Source organism: Nocardioides humilatus, assembly GCF_008373755.1.
GTDB classification, from domain to species: Bacteria; Actinomycetota; Actinomycetes; order Propionibacteriales; family Nocardioidaceae; genus Nocardioides; species Nocardioides humilatus.
Genome location: NZ_VUJV01000003.1, coordinates 95,656 through 118,050, shown reverse-complemented (window position 1 = coordinate 118,050; position 22,395 = coordinate 95,656). Strand labels below are relative to the sequence as shown.

The 22,395-nt window shown below is 70.9% G+C and carries 19 protein-coding genes; 14 read left to right on the top strand and 5 right to left on the bottom strand.

Annotation, left to right across the window (positions count from 1 at the left end; all coding sequences use genetic code 11):
• Positions 1-4: 4 nt before the first annotated feature.
• From coaD to F0U44_RS08430, 11 genes are all read left to right on the top strand, one after another.
• Positions 5-508: a pantetheine-phosphate adenylyltransferase gene (coaD, locus tag F0U44_RS08480; protein WP_149727876.1), complete on the top strand. Its 504-nt coding sequence runs from the start codon at positions 5-7 to the stop codon at positions 506-508.
• Between the two features lie 100 nt (positions 509-608).
• On the top strand, positions 609-1,169 hold the full coding sequence (locus F0U44_RS08475) for a YceD family protein (RefSeq protein ID WP_149727875.1): 561 nt from the start codon (positions 609-611) through the stop codon (positions 1,167-1,169).
• A gap of 16 nt (positions 1,170-1,185) precedes the next feature.
• Positions 1,186-1,371 (top strand): 50S ribosomal protein L32, encoded by a 186-nt coding sequence (gene rpmF / locus F0U44_RS08470; protein WP_149727874.1) that lies wholly within the window; start codon positions 1,186-1,188, stop codon positions 1,369-1,371.
• On the top strand, positions 1,313-2,104 hold the full coding sequence (gene rnc, locus F0U44_RS08465; RefSeq protein ID WP_438616482.1) for a ribonuclease III: 792 nt from the start codon (positions 1,313-1,315) through the stop codon (positions 2,102-2,104). The genes rpmF and rnc overlap by 59 nt, the downstream gene beginning before the upstream one ends.
• Positions 2,105-2,126: 22 nt before the next feature.
• Positions 2,127-2,975 carry a bifunctional DNA-formamidopyrimidine glycosylase/DNA-(apurinic or apyrimidinic site) lyase gene (mutM, locus tag F0U44_RS08460; RefSeq protein WP_149727873.1) on the top strand — a complete coding sequence of 283 codons (849 nt, stop codon included), beginning with the start codon at positions 2,127-2,129 and terminating at the stop codon, positions 2,973-2,975.
• Between the two features lie 86 nt (positions 2,976-3,061).
• A complete protein-coding gene (locus F0U44_RS08455) occupies positions 3,062-6,781 on the top strand; it encodes a S8 family peptidase (RefSeq protein ID WP_149727872.1) in 3,720 nt (1,239 codons plus the stop codon).
• A gap of 92 nt (positions 6,782-6,873) precedes the next feature.
• On the top strand, positions 6,874-7,851 hold the full coding sequence (locus F0U44_RS08450) for a response regulator transcription factor (RefSeq protein WP_149727871.1): 978 nt from the start codon (positions 6,874-6,876) through the stop codon (positions 7,849-7,851).
• A gap of 93 nt (positions 7,852-7,944) precedes the next feature.
• Positions 7,945-8,139, top strand: a complete 195-nt coding sequence (locus tag F0U44_RS08445; RefSeq protein ID WP_149727870.1) for a hypothetical protein — start codon at positions 7,945-7,947, stop codon at positions 8,137-8,139.
• A gap of 78 nt (positions 8,140-8,217) precedes the next feature.
• A complete protein-coding gene (locus F0U44_RS08440; protein WP_149727869.1) occupies positions 8,218-9,477 on the top strand; it encodes an MFS transporter in 1,260 nt (419 codons plus the stop codon).
• 137 nt (positions 9,478-9,614) lie between these two features.
• The gene (gene smc, locus F0U44_RS08435; protein ID WP_149727868.1) at positions 9,615-13,205 is read left to right on the top strand and encodes a chromosome segregation protein SMC; all 3,591 of its coding nucleotides are present in this window, start codon (positions 9,615-9,617) and stop codon (positions 13,203-13,205) included.
• The gene (locus tag F0U44_RS08430) at positions 13,205-13,657 is read left to right on the top strand and encodes an acyl-CoA thioesterase (protein ID WP_149727867.1); all 453 of its coding nucleotides are present in this window, start codon (positions 13,205-13,207) and stop codon (positions 13,655-13,657) included. Before smc ends, F0U44_RS08430 begins: the two co-directional genes overlap by 1 nt.
• Here F0U44_RS08430 and F0U44_RS08425 read toward each other — a convergent pair.
• The 5 genes from F0U44_RS08425 to F0U44_RS08405 are packed head-to-tail and all read right to left on the bottom strand — an operon-like array spanning position 13,651 to position 18,708.
• Entirely contained in the window at positions 13,651-14,364 is a 714-nt protein-coding gene (locus F0U44_RS08425) for a sulfotransferase family protein (RefSeq protein WP_149727866.1), read from the bottom strand. The two genes, F0U44_RS08430 and F0U44_RS08425, sit on opposite strands and share 7 nt — an antisense overlap.
• Positions 14,357-15,484: a hypothetical protein gene (locus tag F0U44_RS08420; protein ID WP_149727865.1), complete on the bottom strand. Its 1,128-nt coding sequence runs from the start codon at positions 15,482-15,484 to the stop codon at positions 14,357-14,359. Before F0U44_RS08420 ends, F0U44_RS08425 begins: the two co-directional genes overlap by 8 nt.
• Positions 15,481-16,542, bottom strand: coding sequence for a hypothetical protein (locus tag F0U44_RS08415; protein ID WP_149727864.1), 1,062 nt, complete (start codon positions 16,540-16,542; stop codon positions 15,481-15,483). The genes F0U44_RS08420 and F0U44_RS08415 overlap by 4 nt, the downstream gene beginning before the upstream one ends.
• 26 nt (positions 16,543-16,568) lie before the next feature.
• A complete protein-coding gene (locus tag F0U44_RS08410; protein ID WP_149727863.1) occupies positions 16,569-17,633 on the bottom strand; it encodes a hypothetical protein in 1,065 nt (354 codons plus the stop codon).
• Complete coding sequence (locus F0U44_RS08405) at positions 17,626-18,708, bottom strand: hypothetical protein (protein ID WP_149727862.1); 1,083 nt, start codon at positions 18,706-18,708, stop codon at positions 17,626-17,628. Before F0U44_RS08405 ends, F0U44_RS08410 begins: the two co-directional genes overlap by 8 nt.
• Before the next feature lie 154 nt (positions 18,709-18,862).
• Between F0U44_RS08405 and F0U44_RS08400 the strand changes: the two genes are divergently transcribed.
• The 3 genes from F0U44_RS08400 (at position 18,863) to F0U44_RS08390 (ending at position 22,373) form a co-directional block, all read left to right on the top strand.
• Entirely contained in the window at positions 18,863-20,494 is a 1,632-nt protein-coding gene (locus F0U44_RS08400) for a hypothetical protein (protein WP_149727861.1), read from the top strand.
• 62 nt (positions 20,495-20,556) lie between these two features.
• Positions 20,557-21,627: a hypothetical protein gene (locus F0U44_RS08395; RefSeq protein WP_149727860.1), complete on the top strand. Its 1,071-nt coding sequence runs from the start codon at positions 20,557-20,559 to the stop codon at positions 21,625-21,627.
• On the top strand, positions 21,615-22,373 hold the full coding sequence (locus F0U44_RS08390; RefSeq protein ID WP_149727859.1) for a Stf0 family sulfotransferase: 759 nt from the start codon (positions 21,615-21,617) through the stop codon (positions 22,371-22,373). The genes F0U44_RS08395 and F0U44_RS08390 overlap by 13 nt, the downstream gene beginning before the upstream one ends.
• Positions 22,374-22,395: the final 22 nt, after the last annotated feature.

Sequence of the window (22,395 nt, the reverse complement as noted above, 5' to 3'; positions counted from 1 at the left end):
CGCCATGCGTCGTTGCGTCTGCCCGGGGTCGTTCGACCCCGTGACGAATGGTCACCTGGACATCTTCGGCCGGGCCGCCTCGCTGTTCGACGAGGTGGTCGTGGCCGTGGGGGTCAACAAGTCGAAGTCGACCTCGTCGGGCCGCCTCTTCAGCTCCGACGAGCGCATGGAGATGCTGGCCGACGCCGTGAGCCCGTGGGCCAACGTCCGGGTGCAGGGCTTCACCGGCCTGGTGACCGACTTCTGCCGCGAGATCGGCGCCCAGGCGATCGTGAAAGGCCTGCGCGGCTCGGGCGACTACGACTACGAGCTGCAGATGGCTCAGATGAACTCGCACCTCACCGAGGTCGAGACGGTCTTCTTGATGACCGACCCGAGCATGTCCTTCGTCTCCTCGAGCCTGGTCAAGGAGGTCGCCTCCTTCGGGGGAGACGTCTCGGGCCTGGTGCCTCCGGCCGTGCTGGAGCGCCTGACCGCCCGGATCGAGGAGCGGCGCGCCGGCGCCTGAGACCGGCCCCCGGCCGTACGGGTGTCAGATTTGGTGGGCCAACCCGCCGACCGTTACTCTTCTCGCTGATCTGTTGTGTGTCCGGACCGGGAGTGATCACATGTCCAGCCTGGACCCGAGGGCGCCGCTCGTGCTTGATACACGCGAGCTCGGCCGCCGCCCGGGGTCCCAGCGGGAAGTGAGCCTCACGGCCCCGGCTCCAGCAGATCTGGGTATCGAAGTCCTCACGGTCACCGAGGGTTCGCAGATCGATTTCGACCTGCGGCTCGAGGCGGTCATGGAGGGAGTTCTGGTCACCGGCACGGCGCAAGCCGTGGTCGACGGCGAGTGCGCGCGGTGCCTGGAGCCGATCCACGAGGACATCGAGGTGACGTTCCAGGAGCTGTTCGTCTACGAAGACCGTCGACACGATGAGCAGGATGACTCCGAGGACGACGAGACCAGCAGGCTGGAGGACGACCTGGTCGACCTCGAGCCGCTCCTGCGGGATGCGGTGGTGCTCGCACTGCCGTTCCAGCCGTTGTGCCAGCCGGATTGTCCCGGGTTGTGCCCCGAGTGTGGGGTGCGCCTGATCGACGAGCCCGGTCACACACACGAGGCGGCGGTGGATCCCCGGTGGGCCGCGCTGGGCAAGCTCAGCACAGACGAAGACCAGACCTAAGCACGAGGAGAAGACAGTGGCTGTTCCGAAGCGGAAGATGTCGCGCAGCAACACGCGGCACCGTCGCTCGCAGTGGAAGGCTGTCGCCCCCACGCTGGTGACCTGCGCCAACCCGGCCTGCGGTGCCCAGCACCTGCCCCACCGTGCCTGCGGCACCTGCGGTCAGTACGGCGCCAAGGGCGACCGTCGCCAGGTCCTCTGATCAAGCCTGCCTGACGGCACCGGCCATCAGCGCCTACGACAACCTGCGGCGGGCGCTCGGGGATCCTGAGCTCGACCCCGAGCTGCTCGACCGCGCCCTGACGCACCGGTCCTACGCCTACGAAAACGGCGGACTGCCGACCAACGAGCGCCTCGAGTTCCTCGGCGACTCGGTGCTCGGCGTCGTGGTGACCGAGACGCTCTACCTGCTCCACCCCGACCTCTCCGAAGGTCGCCTCGCCAAGCTGCGCGCCGCGGTCGTCAACGCCCGCGCGCTGGCCGAGGTCGCCCGGGTCATCGGACTCGGGCAATACATCAAGCTCGGCCGCGGCGAGGAGTCGACGGGCGGTCGCGACAAGGCCTCGATCCTGTCCGACACCGTCGAGGCCGTGATCGGAGCCGTGCACCTCAGCGCCGGCATCGAGACGTCGGCCGACGTGGTCCACCTGCTCTTCGACCCGCTCATCGAGGCCGCCTCGGCCATGGGCGCCGGCCTCGACTGGAAGACCTCGCTCCAGGAGCTCGCCGCCGAGCACAGCCTCGGTGTGCCCGAATACGTCATCCAGGACGAGGGCCCCGACCACGCCAAGACCTTCACGGCCCAGGTGCGCGTCGCCGAGACCCTCTACGGCAACGGCACCGGCCGCTCCAAGAAGGAAGCCGAGCAGGGCGCCGCTGAGACCGCCTACGGCGAGATCGTCGCGTCGATGGCCGCCGCGACCGCCGACGACTGAGCCTGCGCGAGAACAGCCAGCCGTGCCCGAACTCCCCGAGGTCGAGGTCGTCCGCGCCGGCCTCGAGCGCCATGTCGTGGGCGCCACGCTGGCGTCGGTGGAGGTGCTCCACCCGCGCCCGGTCCGCCGCGACCCGCGGGGTCCGTCCGGCTTCGCCAGCGTCCTGACCGGTCGTCGGGTCGAGGCAGCGCGCCGCCGCGGGAAGTACTTCTGGCTGCCGCTGGACAGCGGGGATGCCCTGTTGGGCCACCTGGGCATGAGTGGCCAGATGCTCGTCCAGCCGGTCGGCACAGCCGACGAAAGGCACCTGCGGGTGCGCTTCGGGCTGACCACCGGGGGCGAGCTGCGGTTCGTCGACCAGCGGATGTTCGGCGGGCTGTCGGTCTCGACCGGGGGAGCGGACCTGCCCCCCGAGATCGAGCACATCGCGCGGGACCCGATCGACCCCGAGTTCGACGACGACCTCTTCGTCGCGCGGGTGCGCAAGCGCACCTCCGGCATCAAGCGGCTCCTGCTCGACCAGGGCCTCATCTCCGGGGTGGGCAACATCTACGCCGACGAGGCGTTGTGGCGCGCCAGGCTGCACGGAGAGCGGTCGGGGGACCGGCTCAAGCGGGCGCAGGTCGTCGAGCTGCTCAGCCACGTGCGCGCGGTGATGGGCGAGGCCCTGGCCCAGGGCGGCACGTCCTTCGACGCGCTCTACGTCAACGTCAACGGGGAGTCGGGCTACTTCGACAGGTCCCTGTCGGCCTACGGCCAGGAGGGCGAGCCCTGCGGGAGGTGCGCGACGCCGATCCGGCGCATCACCTTCATGAACCGGTCGTCGTACTTCTGCCCCCGCTGCCAGCCGAAGCCCCGCGCCTCGACCTGACGGTCGGTTGGCGGAGTCGCGCCATGGCGCGATTCCGTCACAAGAACCCCTTCCGGGTGGTGGATCGCGGCAGGTAGACAGCCGCTATGCACCCCCTTTCGCGCGCTGCTACCGCGCTCTCGGCACTGGCGGTCACCCTCGTCGCCGTCCACGTCCCAGCCCAGGCCGACCCCACCGGCTCCGCCGGGTCCAGCGACGCCCTCACGGCACCACACGTCGCCCGCTCCGTAGCTCCGTCGAAGGTGACCGTCACCCTGGTCACCGGCGACGTCGTCACCGTGCGGACCCAGGCTGAGGGCGACCAGATGGTCGAGGTCGAGCGCCCCGCGGGAGCCGTCGGCAGCTATCGCATGCAGCAGTACGGCGGCGACCTCTACGTCATCCCCGACGAGGTGGTGCCGCTCCTCGGGGCCGACCTGGTCGACCGGCGCCTGTTCGACGTCACCGACCTCATCGCGATGGGCTACGACGACGCGCACCGCGCCACTGTGCCGACCATCGTGACCTACCGTTCCGCCACGACCAGCCGAGCGCAGCACGCGACTCCTCGCGGCAGCACGTTGGTGCGCCGGCTGCGCTCGATCGACGGCGCCGCGCTCGCGACCGACAAGGACCGCGCCCGCACGTTCTGGGAGGCGATCGCGCCGGAGGTCGACCTGACCGACTCGACGCCGACCCTCGAGTCCGGGGTCGAGAAGCTCTGGCTCGACGGTCAGGTGACCGTGCAGGGCGACGGCGTCGCCCAGATCGGTGCTCCTGACGCGTGGGCCGCCGGTTACGACGGCACCGGCGTGACGGTGGCGGTGCTCGACACCGGCATCGACGCCGACCACCCCGACTTCGAGGGTCAGATCGCCGACACCCAGAGCTTCGTCCCCGACGAGGCCGTCGCTGACGTCAACGGCCACGGCACCCACGTCGCGGGCACCATCGCCGGCACCGGGGCGGCCGCGGATGGGAAGCACAAGGGCGTCGCTCCCGGTGCCGACCTGATCGTCGGCAAGGTCCTCGCTGGGCCGGCCGGCCAGGGCCAGGACTCCTGGGTGCTCGCCGGCATGGAGTGGGCCGCGCAGTCGGGTGCCGACGTGGTCAACATGAGCCTCGGTGACTCCATGGCCTCCGACGGCAAGGACCCGATGTCGCAGGCCGTCAACGCCCTCTCCGAGCAGTACGGCACGCTCTTCGTCATCGCTGCCGGCAACGCCGGTCCGGAGTCGATCTCGACCCCGGGTGCGGCGGCCGACGCGCTCACCGTCGGCGCCGTCGACGACGCCGACCGGCTGGCCGGCTTCTCGAGCACCGGTCCGATCTTCCACACCAGCGCGTTGAAGCCCGATCTCACCGCACCGGGTGTCGACATCACGGCTCCGCGCTCGCAGGACATCCCCGGAGGCTCGGGCATGTACCAGACCATGAGCGGCACCTCGATGGCCACGCCGCACGTGGCCGGTGCAGCAGCGATCCTCAAGCAGGAGCACCCCGGCTGGAGCGGGCAGCAGCTCAAGGAGCACCTGATGAGCAGCTCGCTCGGGCTGGACCCGGGCTACTCGCCGTACGACGTCGGCACTGGGCGGGTCGACGTCGCCGCCGCGATCACGACCGACGTGCGCAGCACCGGTTCGGTCCTGCTCGGCAACTTCGACTGGCCGCACGAGCCCACCGACTCCGCGGTCACGAAGAAGATCCGCTTCACCAACGCGGGCGACACCGCGGTGACGCTTGACCTGGCGATGACCCAGAACGCCGACGCCTTCACGCTCGGCGCGTCCACCGTGACGGTCCGGGCGGGTGGGGTGCGGGGCGTTCCGATCACCGGTGACCCGGCCGCGGTCGACTTCGGTCGCTACGTCGGCTACGTCGTCGGCACGGACTCCACCACCGGCGACCCGGTCACCCGTACGTCCCTCGGCCTGGTCAAGGAGGAGGAGCGCTACGACCTCAAGATCAAGCTCGTGGGCCGCGACGGCGCACCGGCGGCCGGCTGGGTCGGGATCGCCAAGGCGGGCGACCCCTGGCCCTGGGCGGCCTACGTCGACGGCGAGACCACCCTGCGGACGATGCCGGGCAGCTACGTGGTGTCGACCTACCTCGACGTCCAGGGCGAGACCCCGGACCGCGCCGGCCTGGCCGTCCTGGTCGACCCCGAGACGGTGCTCGACCAGGACCGCACGGTCACCCTCGACGCCCGGGACGCACGACTGCTGACCACGACGGCGCCCGAGCTGACCGAGGACCGGCAGCGCAAGGTGGACTTCCAGCTCATCGACAGCACCGGGCTCGAGGTGCGCAGCGCCTACCCGGTCGACCCGCGGACCGACGACGTCTACGTGCTGCCCACTGAGCCGGTCAGTGAGGGCTCGTTCATCCTCACCACGCGGTGGCGCAAGGGCGAGCCGCTGCTCGGCCTGACGACCGCTGACGGCAGCACCCGCTTCGACACCCTCGTGCAGGCGGGCAGCGCGCTCGCGACGTCGCGACGCACGCTGGCCACGGTCTTCGCCGGCGACGGGGCCGCAGCGGACTTCGCTGGTCTCGACGCCGCCGGCAAGGTCGCGGTGGTGCGACGGTCCGACGCGGTCGGCTCCCAGGAGCGCGCCAGTGCTGCAGCAGACGCCGGTGCGACGGCGCTGATCGTGGTCAACGATGGCCCGGGCGGTCTCCTGGAGTACGTCGGGTCGGCGTCGATCCCCGTCGCCACGGTGCACCGTGACCAGGGACGTCAGCTGGTCAGGATGGCGAAGGCGGGTCGGCGCGTGGTCGTCGACCAGGACGCCTACACCGATTACGTCTACGACCTCACCCGCGACTACCCCGACGCGGTGCCGGACCGGCCGCTCACCTACACACCGACCCAGGGTCAGCTCGCCCGCATCGACGCGCGCTACTACGGGGTGAAGGCGGGGGAGGCGTCCGGTTACCGCGGTGACCTGACGCTCACGCCGACCCTCGGCTCCCACGAGCGCGAGTGGCACCCGGGCAAGCGCACCGAGTGGGTCACGCCCGGCCAGGTCTGGGTCGAGTCGCACGCGCAGAACGTCCAGGGGGCGCTGCCGTGGGAGGTCGTCTCCCACACCAACACCTTCGCTACGCGCACGACGACCCGGCTCGACTGGTTCCGTCCCGTCGTCCGACCGGCCTTCAGTGACGCGTTCGCCGTCCGGCCGTCGCGAGCCCGCGACTTCATGACCTGGAACCTCGAGCCGTGGAGCTCGTCCAGCACCGTGCTCGACCTCGGTGGCTACCTGCCGTGGGGTGAGTCCCCGGAGCACACCCGGGTCTTCCAGGGCGACACGTTGATCCACGACAACGTCTACAGCTCCGACATGCAGTGGAAGGAGGTCCCGGCCGGGAACCTGCCCTACCGGGTCGTCCACGACGCGTCGCGGTCCGCGAAGATCTTCCGGCTCTCGACCAGCACCCACACGGAGTGGACCTTCCTGTCCGACACCGTCGACTCCGACTACTTCGAGGACTTCTCGGTGCTCCAGCTCGACTACGACCTGGAGAGCGACCTGCGCGGCGACGTCCTGGGTGGGAAGCGGCACCCGATCGCGGTCCGAGCGACGCCGTCGCACAGCGGGACGCCGCTCCCGGCTGCGGTCAGCAAGGTCACCCTCGAGGTGTCGTACGACGACGCGCACACCTGGCGCACCGTCACCCTGACCCGCGGCGGCGGCGACGGCTGGTGGCGGGGCTCCATCAGGCCGCCGGCGGGACACGGGTTCGTCTCCGTCCGCGCCTCGGCTCGGACGCCGGGCGGCTACAGCATCGAGCAGCGGATCACCCGGGCCTACGGCGTGCGGTGACCGCGCTGGTCGAGACCGGACCACCTTCCCTCGGCTCCGCGGCGGGGCGCATACTCTGCGGGCCGCGGATGCCGAGAGGACGGGGGTTGCCGATGCTGGAGTCGCTGGGCATCGCGCCCGACGTGGAGGCGGTCTACCGCGCCGTGATCGCTGCGCCGGCCACGACCGTCGCGCTGCTCGGGGAGTCGCTCGGCATCACGGCGTCCGAGGTCGAGGCCGCCCTGGCGACCCTCGGCGAGGTCGGCCTGGTCCTGGCTGCTGACGACGGGTCGATCCACGGGGCGCCTCCGGCGGTGGCGCTGGGAGCCCTGATCACCGAGCAGCACCAGGGACTTCGGCTCGCGGAGCAGGCCCTGGCGACGCTCGCCGAGCAGCACCGATCGGCGATCGCCGGGCAGGGCATCAGCGACCTCATCGAGGTGGTCACCGGTCCCGACGGCATCCGGCACCGGTTCCAGCAGGTGCAGCACGCGGCGGCTGAGCAGCTGCGCATGTTCGTGACGGCGCCGTTCATCGTCGTACGTCCGGGGGAAAACGCTGCGGAGACGGCTGCCGTCGACCGCGGCGTGCGGGTCCGGGTCGTCATCGAGCAGGCCGTCCTCGCTGAGCCGGGCGCGACCGCCGAGGCGATCCTCTCGATCGAGCGCGGGCTCGAGGTCCGCGTCGTCGACCGGCTCCCGATGAAGCTCGTCCTCGCCGATGACGACCTCGCCCTGGTGCCGCTCGAGGTGGCGCCCGGGGGAGAGCCCGGTGCGGTGCTGCTGCAGCGCAGCGGCCTGCTCTCCGCGCTCGACGCCTTGTTCGAAGCGGTCTGGCAGCGGGGCTACCCGCTCGCGCTCCCGGGTCTGGCCGACGATGGCGGTCCTGATCCCGAAGGGGAGGACCTGAGCCCGGTCGACCGGCAGGTCCTCGCCCTGCTGCTCGCCGGGCTGACGGACCAGGCCGCTGCCAACCAGCTGGGGATCTCGCTCCGCAGCCTCCAGCGACGTCTGCGGCACCTCCAGGACCTGGCCGGCGTCGACAGCCGGATGCAGCTCGGGTGGTACGCCGCTCGCCACGACTGGGCCTGACACCCCCTGGGGCATTTGACCCCCGCGCCTGATAGTGGGACTCTTGGAGACGGCCCATCCGGGCCCGCGTTTCCCCATCGGAAGGCTCTCTTCATGGCCAAGGCGCTGATCGGGCACCTGAACAGCGACCTCCGCGACCCCCGCCTCGCCGTCGAGAATGCTCGACTGCGTAACCGGGTCGCCGAGCTGGAGTCCCTCGTCCTCCGTCTCAGCGAGGAGAACGACAAGTTGATGTCGGCCCGTGCAGCCGAGATCCTCACCGCCGAGCAGGAGATGCAGCCGGCCTGAGGCCCGCTCGTCCCTGTCCCGCCGGCGGCGGGAAATCGGTAGCGCCCGCGTGGCGTTGCTGAGTAGCGTCGCGTCCTTGTGAGCCTGATCCTCGACGCTGTGGCGCCGCCCCGTCTGGGGCGTGGGTTCCGGTGGCTCCTGGCGTCCTCGTGGACGTCCAACCTCGGTGACGGCATCGCGCTGGCCGCGGGCCCGCTGCTGATCGCGTCGGAGACCCGCTCACCGATCCTCGTGTCGATGGCCGTTCTGCTCCAGCAGCTGCCCTGGCTGCTCTTCGGTCTGTACGCCGGCGCCATCGCCGACCGCGTCGACCGGATCCGGCTCGTGGTCGTCGCCGACCTGCTGCGGGCGGTCGTCCTGGTGGTGCTCGTCGGGTCGATCGCGACCGGCGTCGTCAACATCGCCGTGGTGCTCACCGCGATGTTCCTCGTCGGCACCGCCGAGGTGTTCGCCGACACCGCCACGGGCACGCTGATGCCGATGCTCGTGCAGAAGCGCGACCTCGGCGTGGCCCAGGCCCGCCTGCAGACCGGCTTCGTCACCCTCAACCAGCTCGCCGGCGCACCCATCGGGGCGGCACTGTTCGCGACCGGGCGGGCGATCCCCTTCGGCGTCCAGGTCGTGTCGGTGCTGCTCGCCACGGTGTTGGTCCTGCGGATCGCCCTACCGCCGGGGCCGGTTCGGGCCGACGTCGACACGCACGTCCGGCGCGACATCGCCGACGGCGTTCGCTGGCTGCTCTCCCACCCGCCCGTGCGCACGCTGACCCTGGTGATCCTGACCTTCAACATCACCTGGGCGGCCGGCTGGTCGGTGCTCGTCCTCTACTCGCTCGAGGTCGTCGACCTGGGCTCGGTCGGCTACGGGCTGCTGACCAGCGCCGCCGCCGTCGGGGGACTGGTGGCGACGGTCTGCTTCGGCTGGCTCGAGCGCCACGTCCCGCTCGCCACGCTGATGCGGGTCTGTCTCCTGCTCGAGGTGGCGATGCACCTCGCCCTCGCCCTCACCCGCCAGGGCTGGGTCGCGCTGCTCATCCTCTTCGGTTTCGGCATCTACGCCTTCGTCTGGGGTGCGCTGTCAGCGGCGATCCGGCAGCGCGCCGTACCGACGGAATTCCAGGGGCGGGTGGGCTCGGTCTACGGCGTGGGCGTCTACGCCGGGATCGTGGTCGGCAGCGCCCTGGGCGGCGTCATCGCGGAGCACTGGGGCCTCACCGCGCCGTTCTGGTTCGCCTTCGTCGGCTCGGGGATCACCCTTGCTCTGGTCTGGCGCCAGCTCGGTCACATCGCCCACGCCGACGCGGCGGTCGTCGACGCTCCTGCGGAGACCGCCCGTTAGAGGCGTGCCTGCGCTGGACGCCCGAGGCGGCCGGGTAAGGTGAGGCGCGCCGCGCTTCCCCCGCGCCGTCGCGTCTGCACCATTCGTCGCGCCGCCGCGCCGCACGACTCATCGCCGTCTGACCATAGGGAGCCCGGGTGTACCTGAAGAGCCTGACCCTCAAGGGGTTCAAGTCCTTCGCATCGGCGACCACGCTGCAGCTGGAGCCGGGCATCACGTGCATCGTCGGGCCCAACGGCTCCGGCAAGTCCAACGTGGTCGATGCGCTCGCGTGGGTCATGGGTGAGGCCAGCGCCAAGAGCCTGCGCGGCGGCAAGATGGACGACGTCATCTTCGCCGGCACGTCGGGTCGGCCGCCGCTCGGCCGGGCCGAGGTCGTCCTCACGATCGACAACTCCGACGGCGCGCTCCCGATCGACTACTCCGAGGTCACGATCGGCCGGACGATGTTTCGGACCGGTGGGTCCGAATACGCCATCAACGGCACCCCGTGCCGGCTGCTCGACGTCCAGGAGCTGCTCAGCGACTCCGGCATCGGGCGCGAGATGCACGTCATCGTCGGCCAGGGTCAGCTCGACACGATCCTCCACGCGACCCCGGAGGACCGCCGCGGCTTCATCGAGGAGGCGGCCGGCGTCCTCAAGCACCGCAAGCGCAAGGAGAAGGCGCTCCGCAAGCTCGACTCCACCGAGGGCAACCTCACCCGCCTCAACGACCTGCTGAGCGAGATCCGCCGGCAGCTCAAGCCGCTGGGCCGGCAGGCCGAGGTCGCACGTCGGGCGGCGACGGTGCAGGCCGACGTCCGCGACGCGAAGGCGCGCATCCTCGCCGACGACCTCGTCAAGGCACGCACCTCCCTGGAGCAGGAGCTGGCCGACGAGAGCCTGTTGGTCGCCCGCCGCGAGCAGGTCGACCAGGAGATCGCCGCGGCCCGCGAGGCCGAGGCCACGCTGGAGGCCGCGCTGCGCGAGGACCTGCCGGCACTGGCGGCCGCGCAGGAGAACCTCTCCAACCTCGGCGCGCTGCGCGAGCGGCTGCGCGGCACCCAGAGCCTGGCGGCCGAGCGCGTCCGCAACGCCGCGGGCGTGCAGGAGGCTGACGTCGAGCAGGGGCGCGACCCCGACGAGCTCGAGGCCGAGGCCGACCGGCTGGCCGAGCAGGAGGCCGAGATCCTCGCGCTGGTCGCCGAGCAGCAGAGCTCGCTCGAGGAGGCCGTCACCGCGCGCAAGGCCGCCGAGGACGCTGCCGCCCAGGAGGAGCGGCGCGTCGCCGGCATGCTGCGTGCTGCTGCCGACCGACGTGAGGGACTCGCCCGGCTGCACGGCCAGGTCAACGCGCTGCGCACCCGGGCCACCGCCGCCGGCGAGGAGCTGGGGCGCCTGGAGGCCGCTCGGGCCGACGCCATCGCGCGCAGCGAGCGTGCCCACCACGACTTCACCGCGCTGGAGACCAGGGTCGCTGGCCTCGACGCGGGCGAGGAGGGTCTCGACGCCGAGCACGAAGCCGCTGCGGGTCTGCTCGAGGACATCGAGGAGCGGCTCGCGAAGACCCGCGAGGAGGCCCAGCAGGCCGACCGCGACAAGTCCGCCCTCGGGGCGCGCAAGGAGGCGCTCGAGCTCGGTCTGGCCCGCAAAGACGGTGCCGGTGCGCTGCTCGCCGCCTCCGACCAGCTGTCCGGCCTGCTCGGCTCGGTCGCCGCACTGGTCAACGTCCGGTCCGGCTACGAGGCCGCTGTCGCCAGCGCGCTCGGGTCCGCGGCCGACGCCGTTGCCGTCACCGGCGCCGACGCCGCCGTCGCCGCGATCCACCACCTCAAGGCCGACGACCTCGGTCGCGCCGGGCTCCTGCTCGGCGGGGGGGACGCCGACCGGAGCGGCTGGCCGGCGCTGCCGAACGGCACCTCCTACGCCGCCGACGTCGTCGACTGCCCAACCGAGGTCCGCCCCGCGCTGACCCGACTGCTCCACAAGACTGCGGTCGTCGACGACCTGCCGGCCGCGCGGGCGCTCGTCGCCGACCTGCCCGACGTCGTCGCGGTCACCCGTGACGGCGATGTGCTCGGTGCGCACTTTGCCGCCGGCGGCTCCCACGACAAGCAGAGCCTGATCGAGATCCAGGCCGCCGTCGACGAGGCAGCGGCGTCCCTCGTCGACGCGATCGCGTCGAGCGAGCGGCTCGGTTTCGACCTGGCCCGGCTCGAGGCCGAGCGTGAGGACGCCAAGCGACGCGTCGACGTGGCGCTCGCCAAGCTGCACGAGTCCGACGCGACCCTCGCGGCCGTGGCCGAGGAGCTCGGCCAGCACGGCTCGCTGGCTCGGTCCGCCCGCGCCGAGGCAGAGCGTCTGACCACCGCCATCAGCCAGGCCGAGACCGCTCGCGACCAGGCCGCTGCCGGCATCGCCGAGCTCGAGGAGCGGCTCGCCTCGGCCGAGGAGGCCCCCGACGAGGAGCCCGACACCGGCGAGCAGGAGCGCCTGGTCCAAGACGCCCGCTCGTGCCGCCAGACCGAGATGGAGGCGCGGCTCGCACTGCGCACCTCTGAGGAGCGAGGCCGCGCCCTGCACGGTCGCGTCGACCAGATCCGCAAGGCGGCCGAGGGCGAGCGCCAGGCGCGGGCCCGGGCTGCCGAGCGCCGTGCGCGGTTGCTGCGCGAAGGACGTGCCGGCCGTGCGGTGGCGACCGCGACGTCGTACGTCCTGGGACGCCTGGAGGTCTCCATCGACCGCGCCCTGCGTGCGCGCACTGAGGTCGAGGAGTCCCGTCGGGGTCGTGAGCAGGACCTGATGGTGGTCCGCAACCAGCTCCGCGAGCTCGGGCGCGAGCACAACGAGCTCGTCAACTCGGTCCACCGCGACGAGATGGCGCGCACCCAGCAGAAGATGCGGATCGAGCAGATCGAGGGCAAGGCGCTCGACGAGCTCGGCATCGAGGCCGACGTGCTGGTGGCCGAATACGGACCGGACCAGCCGGTCCCCGTCTGGGAGCTCCCCACCGACGACGTGGTGCCCTCGAGCCCGGAGGCTTCGACCGAGCCGGCTGAAGAGGTCGAGCCGCAGACCGTGCCCTACGTCCGCGACGAGCAGGTCAAGCGGCTCCGATCCGCCGAGCGCGCCCTGTCGATGCTGGGCAAGGTCAACCCGCTGGCGCTCGAGGAGTTCACCGCGATGGAGGAACGCCACAAGTTCCTCACCGAGCAGCTCGAGGACCTCCGCGCCACCCGCAAGGACCTCCTCGACATCGTCAAGGACGTCGACGCCCGCGTGGAGCAGGTGTTCACCGAGGCCTACGCCGATGTCACGAAGGCCTTCGACCAGACCTTCGCACGGCTGTTCCCCGGCGGTGAGGGTCGCCTGGTCCTCACCGACCCGTCCAACATGCTGACCACCGGCATCGAGGTCGAGGCCCGCCCGCCGGGCAAGAAGGTCAAGCGCCTGTCGCTGCTCTCCGGTGGTGAGCGGTCCCTGGTCGCCGTGGCCTTCCTGGTCGCGCTCTTCAAGGCGCGTCCCTCGCCGTTCTACATCCTCGACGAGGTCGAGGCGGCCCTCGACGACGTCAACCTCGGTCGGCTGCTGGAGATCTACGAGGAGCTGCGGGAAAACTCCCAGCTGCTGGTCATCACCCACCAGAAGCGCACCATGGAGGTCGGCGACGCCCTCTACGGCGTCACGATGCGCGGCGACGGCGTCTCGACGGTGATCAGCCAGCGGCTCCGCCAGGAAAGCGCCTGATGCCCGCTGAGAGGCCGCCCCGGTCGGCCTACGTCGCCTGGGACCGCGCGACCCTGCGCTGGGCCGACATCGACGTCTACGGGCACATGAACAACGCCCGCTACTTCGAGCTGATCGACACGGTCGTCAACGACCAGCTCGCTCGCGAGGTCGGCACCGACATCCGGGCGCTGCCCGCGATCGGTGTCGTGGCCGAGGTGTCGTGCCGCTACTTCGCCGAGGTGACCTACCCCGGCGAGCTCGAGCTCGGCATCTACGTCGAGAGGCTCGGCACCTCCTCGATCGTCTACCGGGTCGGCATCTTCCAAGGCGACCCCGAAGGCGACGGCGCGACCGCCGCTGCAGAGGGCCGGTTCGTCCACGTCTACGTCGACAACACCGACCCCGCCCGGCCGACCACGCCGTTGCCGGCCGAGGTCCGCGCGGCCGTCGAGCCGCTCGTGCGTCAGTAGCCGAAGATCTCGAGGTCCTTCGCGTAGATCGCGCGCACCCGCTCCGCGAGGTCGGGGCGGTCGGCGAGCAGGTCGACGCGCTTCGTCGACCTGACGTTGCGAGCCGTGGCAGGTACGGCGGGCAGATCCGCCGCCGCACGGATGACCTCGAGGTCGTCGGCGAACGTCTCGATGCGACCGATGTGGTCGTAGCGGATCAACGACGCCATCACGTTGATGTGCTGCGGGCGCCAATGCGGGTTCATGACGAGCGGGTCCTGGCGCTCGAGCGCGGTGACGAAGTCGTCGATCGAGACCGCGCGGTCCTCGTCGGGCTCCTGGCCGAGAGCGGTCTGGATCTCGGCCCGCCAGCCCGACGAGCCCACGATCTTGTCCTGGTAGGCCGACTGGAAGCGTCGCAGCGGGTCGCGGACGAAGGTGAAGGTGTAGGCCTCGCCCGACACCATGCGAGCGACCTTGTGGCGGCCGATCTCGCGGACCTTCGGCAGCCGGTGCTCCTTGTGCACGTTGCCCGGGGCGAAGTCGAGATCGCCCGTGTGCAGCCGGTCCAGCCAGAGCAGGACGGTCGAGCACGCCGCCTTGGGGTTCTTCACGTAGACGATCCCGAGGTCGGGCAGCGCGTGGAGGTGGTAGGCCAGCGGGCGGTGCGGGAAGAACGCCCGCATCTGCGCCCAGGTGACCGCCGGCTTCTCGATGTCGCTATCCACGGCTGCTCCTGTAGCGGCGTTCGAAGTGCTTGCGGGCGGCGCGCGCGCTGACCGCCCGCTTCCGCCTCGCCTCCTTCTCCGCGATCCTCCGCACGGCGGGGTGCTGGCCCACCGGGATCTCGAGGAGGTCGAGGTAGTGGTCGAGCCGGGCCGGGTCGAGCCGCTGCTCGGTCGTCGTGCCGCTGGCCTTGCGCGTCGTCTCGAAGAGCTCGCCAGTCGGGTCGTCGAGGAACTCGCGGGCGACGCGCTCGTTGGCCGCCGCCCACGTCGCCATGAACCGGTCGAGCTCGACCTCGGGCAACGTCAGCACCGGGCCGGTGTCGACCTCGCGCAGGCGCACCACGTGGGGGTGATTGCCGAACAGGCCGGGGCGCGCGCCCTCGTGCTTGACCCGGTAGATGTTGAGGATGCGCAGCAGTTCGATCGCCTCGGCACCGAGGCTCTCGTTGCGGGACTCGGTGTGGGAGAGCGTCGAGGTGTCGATCCGCAGGCCGGCGGCGTCGAGGAAGTCGGCGACCAGGGAGCCGTCGACCATCCGGTCCCGCTCGAAGCGCCGTACGACGAATGTGTCGGGCTGCAGCGCCTGCCACGACCTCAGCCGCAGGTGGTAGTCGTAGGTCCCGGTCCAGTCCTGCTGCGCCCAGGTGCTGAGCGGGGTGATCTCGCCCATCTTCACGACCTGCTGGTAGCGGCTGACGAGGTGGTCGTCCTGGCGGCGCAGATAGACGACCAGGCGCACCGTGCCGTCGGGGCCGCCGAGGCGGTCCATCAGACGCCGGGTGCGGGCGATGGCGGGGTCGCTCGCGGCGAAGAGGCCCTCGTCGGAGAGGACCAGTCCCGTCGCCGTGGTCGTGGCGATCTCGCGGTCGAGTCGGCGGCGGAACTCCTTGCGGAAGGCCGTCGGGTCGTCGTAGCCCCCGGTGAGCCAGTCGCCGTGCGTCACCACCTCCTCGTCGGGGCGGACGTAGAGCCCGAGCCTGGTGTGGCGGGGGAGCCCGGGAGTCCGCGGATAGAGGTGGCCGGTCGCGAGCAGCTGCTCGGGGTTGCGCCGCAGCACCCGCTGGATCGTGCTCGTGCCGGTCTTGCCCGAGCCGATGTGGAGGACCACGTCGACGCTCACGAGCCGGCCTCCCGCTCCGCGACGGCACGGATGCCGGGCCGGTCGTCGGCGGGGATCTCCAGCAGGTCGAGGTAGTGGTCGAGCCGCTCCGGTGCGAGGACCTGTTCGGTCGTCATGCCCTCGCGCCGCCGTGGAGATCCGAAGAGCTCGCCGTCGGCGCGGTCGAGGAACTCGCGAGCGATCGCCTGGTTGCTCGCCTCCCACCGGCTCTGGAAACGGTCGAGGTCGGCCTCGGGCATCGTCAGCACGGGTCCGGCGACCTGGTGCAGCCGGCGGACGTGGTCGCTGTTGATGATGAGGCCGGCACGGGCGCCGCGTTGCTCCACCCCGTGCACGTTGAGCAGTCGGAGGACCTCCACCGCTTCCGCGCACAGGCTCTCGTTGCGGCGCTCCTGGGGGACGAGCGTGGACTCGTCGACGTCCACCCCGGCGGCGTCGAGGAAGTCGGCGACGATCGAGCCGCCGACGAAGCGCTCGGGCTCGAAGGTCCGGACGACGAACGTCGCCGGCCCGAGGTTGTCGCGCCAGCGCGCGAGGTGGCTGTGGAAGTCGTAGACGTAGTCGAGCTCGGAGTTGGCCCAGTCGCCGATCCGGCGGATCTCGCCGCCCTTCACGACCTGCTGGTAGTTGCTGACCAGGTGGTCGTCTTGGCGGCGCAGGTAGATCACGACCCGCGTCGCGCCGCCGCGCGCCTCGGTGAACTTACGGACCCGGGCGACCGTCGATGCGTTGCGGCGGTAGAGACCTTCGTCGGAGATGAGCAGCCGCCGTACGTCGGGCGTGAGCTCGCGCCGCAGCCGACGGCGCACCTTGCGCCGGAACTCGTCGGGGTCGACGTCGGCGTTGCCTGCCCGGAGCCACTCCGGCGATCGCACCAGCTGAGGGTCGGGAAGCACGAAGAACCCGAAGCCGAGGTGGCGTTGGCGCCCGAAGGCGCGGGGGTAGAGCGTGCCGCCCTCGGCGAGGACCTCCCGGCTGCGCGCGAGAACTCGCTGGATCGTCGTCGTGCCCGTCTTGCCGGTGCCGATGTGGAGCACGGTGTCGACACGAGGAGGCACGGGGCGATTCAAGCACCTGCCTGCGGTCAGCTGCGGGCGGCCTCGCGGACGGCGATGCGGTGCAGGTCGTCTCGCGCCCCGGCGGGGAGCTCTGCGAGCTCGCAGTAGTGGTCGATGCGATCGGGGTCCAGCATCTGCTCGTCCGTGGTGCGCGCGGACCGCCGGTCGTCGCTGAAGAGGAGGTCGTCGCCGAAGTGCTCCCGCGCGACGGTCCGGTTGGTCGCCTCCCACGTCTCCATGAAGGTGTCGAGCAGCGCGGGCGGCAACGTCAGCGCGGGACCGGCGGGGTGCTCACCGAGCCGGTCGACGAGCCGGTTGACGAGCGCGTGCCTTTCGACGGACTGCCCGGTCTGGCCTTGGTGCTCGGCGAGGTAGAGGTTGTAGACGCGGAGGAACTCGACCGCCTCGGCATCGAGGCTCTCGTTGCGCCGTTCGACCGGCGTGGCCGGGACGCCCTCGATGCCCGCAGCCGCCAGGAAGTCGGCCTCGAGCGAGCCGTCCAGGAAGGCCCGCGGTTCGAAGCGGCGGACCACGAGAGCGGCGTGGTTCATCTCCGTCCGCCAGTGCGCCAGCCGTCGCGCGTAGTCGTAGGTCGAGGAGCGGTCGCGCGTCGACCAGTCGGCCAGTCGGCTGGTCTCGCCGACCTTGACCTGCTGCTGGTAGTAGCTGATCAGGTGGTCGTCCTGGCGCCGGAGGTAGACCACGATCCGCACCTGGCCACCGAGGCCGTCGGTGAAGTCGCGCAGCCGCTCGAGCGGCACGCCGGAGAAGCCGTAGAGCGCCTCGTCGGAGAACAGCACGCGGGGGAGGGCGGCCTCGGCGATCTCGGCGAGGAGACGACGCTGCACTCGCCGGCGGAACTTCTCCGGCGACTGTGCCTTCATCCGACGCCAGGCGGGCATCTTCTCCAGGTCGTCGTCGGTGCGGAACGACAGGCCGAACTTGGTGTGCCTGACGGGACCGGGGCTCGTGGGGTAGAGCACGCCGACCTCGGCGAGCGCCGCTCGGCTCAGGCGCATCAGGTGCTGGATGGTCGTGGTCCCGGTCTTGCCGGTGCCGATGTGCAAGATGACGTCGGTCGGGTCAGGCAACGGGATGCCCCTTCGCAGCCTCGCGCTCGGCGATCTCCCGCAGCGGGTCGCGGATGTCGGCGAGCCCGGCGATGTCGGCCAGGTGGTCGAGCCGGTCGGGGTCGAGCCGCTGCTCGGTGGTCGTGGCCTGGCTCGCGCGTCGGGGCTCGCGGAAGAGCACCCCTTCGGCGTCTCCGATGAACTCCGTCGCGGTCGCGCGGTTGGAGGCCTCCCAGCGCTCCATCTCGCGGTCCAGGACGTCGTCGGGCAGGGTCAGCATCGGTCCTGGCGGCCGTTGGCGCAGCAGGTCGACGACCGCACTGTTGTCGATGTAGCGCGGCTCGGCCCCTTCGTGCTCGACGCGGTAGAGGTTCAGGAGCCGCAGGAGCTCGACGCCCTCCGCGTCGAGGCTCTCGTTGCGGAGCTCGGGCACCGTCAGTCGCTCGGACGACAGTCCGGCGCCGACGGCGTCGAGGAAGTCGTCGTAGAGGTTGCCGCCGAGGAACGAGCTGGGCTCGAAGCGCCGTACGACCATCGCCGTCGGCTCCAGAGCGGTGCGCCAGGTCGTGAGCAGGCGGTGGTAGTCGTGGATCCGGGTGCCGTAGCCGGGTGCCCACTCTGCGAGGGTCGTCGTGCGCCCGGTCTTCACCTCTTGCTGATAGCGGCTCACCAGCCGCTCGTCTTGGCGTCGCAGGTAGACGACGACCCGGACGTCGTCGCCGACGGCACGGACCAGGTCGCGCAGGCGTCCGATGGCGTCCTCGTCGATACCGAGGAGGGCCTCGTCGGAGAAGAGCACCCTGCGAGCGCCCGCGTGGCTCACCTCCTCCAGCAGGCGCCGGCGGAATCGGCGGCGGAACCGCTGCGGCTCGGGGCTGCCCATCCGGCGCCACGCGGCGGTGCGGACCAGATCCTCGTCGGACTTGGCGTAGAGCCCCAGACGGGTGTGGCGTGCCTTGCCCGGGGTCTGCGGATAGAGCGTCCCGTGCTTGGCGAGGACATCGCGATGGGCGGCCATGAGGTATTGCAGTGACGACGTGCCCGTCTTCCCTGCGCCGAGGTGCAGGACGACCTCGTCGGCTGATGGGTCCGGCACGCCGTCATGAAACCACAGCCCCGCGAAAGAGATCGCGCCAGTCGTGTGGTTTCGGTTCGGCGTGCTGAAGGAGGTGATCTAGACTGCTGCTGGGTTTGGGGGCACCAGGACTGGTGCCCCGAGGGAGGAAAAGAAGTCGATGCTGCCGCATGCCATGAACACCGTCCCTCGCCGCTCGCGTTGGAAGCTCGGGATCGCCGCCGTTGTCGCGGCGACGCTCTCGGCGACCCTGCTGCAGCCCGAGGCCGGAGAAGCGGTTGTGGCGACCGTCGCGCCCACGGACGCGGTGGCCCGGGCTGACGCCCTGGACTTCGCCGTCCAGCTCGGCCCCGAGCAGCGGTTGATCGGCCCCACCGGGCAGGGAGACAACCCGTACTTCTCCGAGACGCGCCGGGGCAAGCTCTACGGCTACTTCGGCACCAGCCGGACGATCGAGTGGAAGGCCAACGGCAACAAGCGCCTGACCAGCTCGCGGATCATCTTGGACCGCGGACTGCCGGGCAGGTTCGACGACTGCGGCGCGTGGATGGTCGGCTCCTTCCAGAAGATCACCCGACGCCACTGGATCGCCTTCTACCACGCCGAGGGCACGGGTCCGGGCGAGGACGACTGCGACCACTACGCCAACACGACGGTGTGGCGGATGGCGATGGCGGAGACGACCAACGGCGGCCTGACCTGGCGTCGGCCCAGCTACCCCAACAACGTGGTGCTCACCGGCGTCAACGCGACGTCCACCAGCGGCCGGACCAACGCCGGCAACGGTCGCGTCGTGAAGGTCGGCAGCTTCTACTACATGTTCTTCGAGACCAACCACGGCACCCAGCCCGGGCCGGCCGGTGTGCACATCGCCCGCGCCGCGGTCACCAGCGACGGCATGCCGGGCGCGTGGAAGAAGTGGTACTGCCACCCGGCGTCCATCGGTCACCCGGCCTACTGCGCCTTCGACGAGGCGGGCATCGGCGGCCACTCGACGCCGATCGGCGGCATCAGCGAGAAGGCTCGCCACATCGTCTGGAACAGCTCGCTCAACCGATGGCTCGGGTTCGATGCCTCGGGGCGGCAGGGATTCCGGCTGTTCGCGTCGCCGATCGGCGCGGGCGCGACCGCTGACGAACGGATGCAGGACGCGCTCATCGACAGCGACGGCCAGGTGCGCCGCTGGGACGGCTGGGTCGACACCTATCCGCTCGTGTCGACCTCCACGGACAAGTACGTCGACCAGTGGGGCGGCAACATCCGCAACAAGAAGTCCCGCCAGCTCTACGCCTACCCGTCGATCGCCGGTGCCGAGGGGCAGAGCTGCTGCACGGGCAGCACGTTCTACGTCTACTACGTGAAGCTTTTCCCTGGCGACAAGTTCACCGACCGGTTCCTCTTCCGGCGCAAGGTCACGATCGTTCCCGGCAGCGGTGCGTTCAACCGTGTCGAGCTGACGACCTACCGCAACGGAAAGGGTCAGCGCTGGTCCTCGACCGAGGCGCCCGAACCCAAGTCGTTCAAGCGCAAGGGTGGGACCGGCTACCTGCTCGCGCACCCGGTCGACGGGTGGAAGCAGGTCCTGGACTGCACGCGACGCGGCGACCACGCGCTCTACGCCAAGAAGTGCAAGCGCGGGTGGCAGCCCTACCGTCGTGTCGGCTACATCCACCCGACCGCGACCTTCACGGCGAGCGTGCCGGTCTATCGCTGCCTGGCCAACAAGCGCCACTACGCCTCGACCAGCATCGGCTGCGACGGCGGGCGCAAAGAGGCACGGCTCGGCTATGCGATGACGAGCCTCTAGCTGATCGTCCTAGCCCGACACTCGCGTCCTTCGCTGGCGGGCGGCGTGGTTGGATGACCGCCATGCCGCCCCCCAGCGACAAGCCTGCCGTCGTCCTCCATGTCGGCTCAGGCAAGACCGGCACGACGTCGATCCAGAGCTTCTTCCGGCTCAACCGGGGCGCCCTTGCCGATCGCGGCGTCCTCTACCCGCGCTCGCCGGGCCGGGCGCGGCACCTCAAGCTCGCGCTGTCCTTCCGCTCCGACGACGAATACGACGCGATGCCCGCCTGGCACCAGATGCGGGCGAGCACGCCTCCCCGGTTCCGTCGCCGGTTCCACCGGCGCCTCCTCGACGAGGTCGCCGAAGCCCACCCGCACACGGTCGTCTTCTCCGACGAGGCGATCTACACGCTCCCCGATGCGGGGCTGGAGCGGATGCGGGACTTCCTGGCAGCGCACTTCGGGCCGGTCCATCTCATCGCCTACGTGCGGCGCCAGGACGACCACCTGGTCAGCTACTACCAGCAGCAGGTCAAGGTAGGGGAGACCCGACGGCTTGCCGACTTCGCCGAGGAACCGGGCTATCCCTACGACTACCAGCGTCGGCTCGACGAGCTGCGCTCGGCGCTGCAGCCGGACTCCATGACGGTGCGCCGCTTCGAGAGCCCCCGGTTCGTCGACGGAGAGCTCGAAGCCGACTTCCTGCACGCTGCGGGGATCGACCCGACGGGTCTGCAGCACGGGAGGCTGCGCAACCAGAGCCTCGACGCCACGAGCGTCGAGTTCCTGCGCCTCTACAACCTCCACCTGGTCGCTCAGGGTGCTGCTGTCGGGGTGGTCGACCACCGTGACCTGGTGGTCCAGCTCGAAGGTCGCTCGACGGGCGACCAGCTCACGCTCTCGGAGGCTCAGCTCGATCGCTTTATGGCGCAGTGGGACGCGCCCAACGCAGCGGTGGCCCGGGCGTGGTTCGACGACACCGAACTCTTCACGGCCGCCCGTCGCCGCAGCCGCGTCACCGAGGACCAACACATCGACGGGGCACACCTGGAGGAGCTGATGACGGTCGCGGACCTCTCCGCCGAGGTGCGCACAGCCGTGCGCACGATCGCCGAGCGTGAGTCGGACGGCGGTCGCGCGTGGACGCGCTGACGCTGGTGATCTCCGCGCCGCGTACCGGCTCCACGTTGCTGTGCCGCGACATCGCCAGCCTGGGCGGGCTCGGCTCGCCGCGGGAGTACCTCCGCGGTTTCGAGGGCGTCGCCCGGTCGGCGCCGACGCCTGAGGCCGCCGAGGCGGCCGTCCTGGAGCGCCTCGCCGAGAGTGTCCAGGAGTCCGCCCCCGGGGTCGGCGCGGTCAAGCTCATGGTGCAGCAGGCCCGTCCCGTCGCGGAGGCGCTCACGGGCGTGCGGCCGCAGTCGAGCGCCGACGCGGTGTCGTCCGTCGTGACCTGGGCGAGCGGCCACTTCGACCACCTCTGCGTGGTCGTCCTCGTCCGCAACGCCCTCGACGTGGCGATCTCGCGCGCCGTCGCCGAGGCGACCGGTGTCTACCACTCCACCAGCAAGGCGTTCCGCGCCGACGGGGAGCGCCCGCTGGACGACGTCGACATCAACGAGGCGATCATGGGGGAGCTGCTGGCCGCCTGCCGCGACCGGAGGACGCTGCAGGCCGTCGTCGCAGCTCATGGTGACCTCGCGCTCACGCTGACCTACGAGGAGCTCACCGAGCGGGCCGGGTCGACCACCGCGCGCCTCCTCGCCCACGCCCGGTCCCAGGGGCTCGATCCGCAGGGCGACCAGCCGCGCCGCAGGCTCACCAAGGTCATGAGTGCGGAGCGTTCGGACGACCTCCGACGCTCCTTCCTCACCCATCTCGGCTCCGAGCCGGGCATCTGACCGGTTCATCCGAGCGGATGAT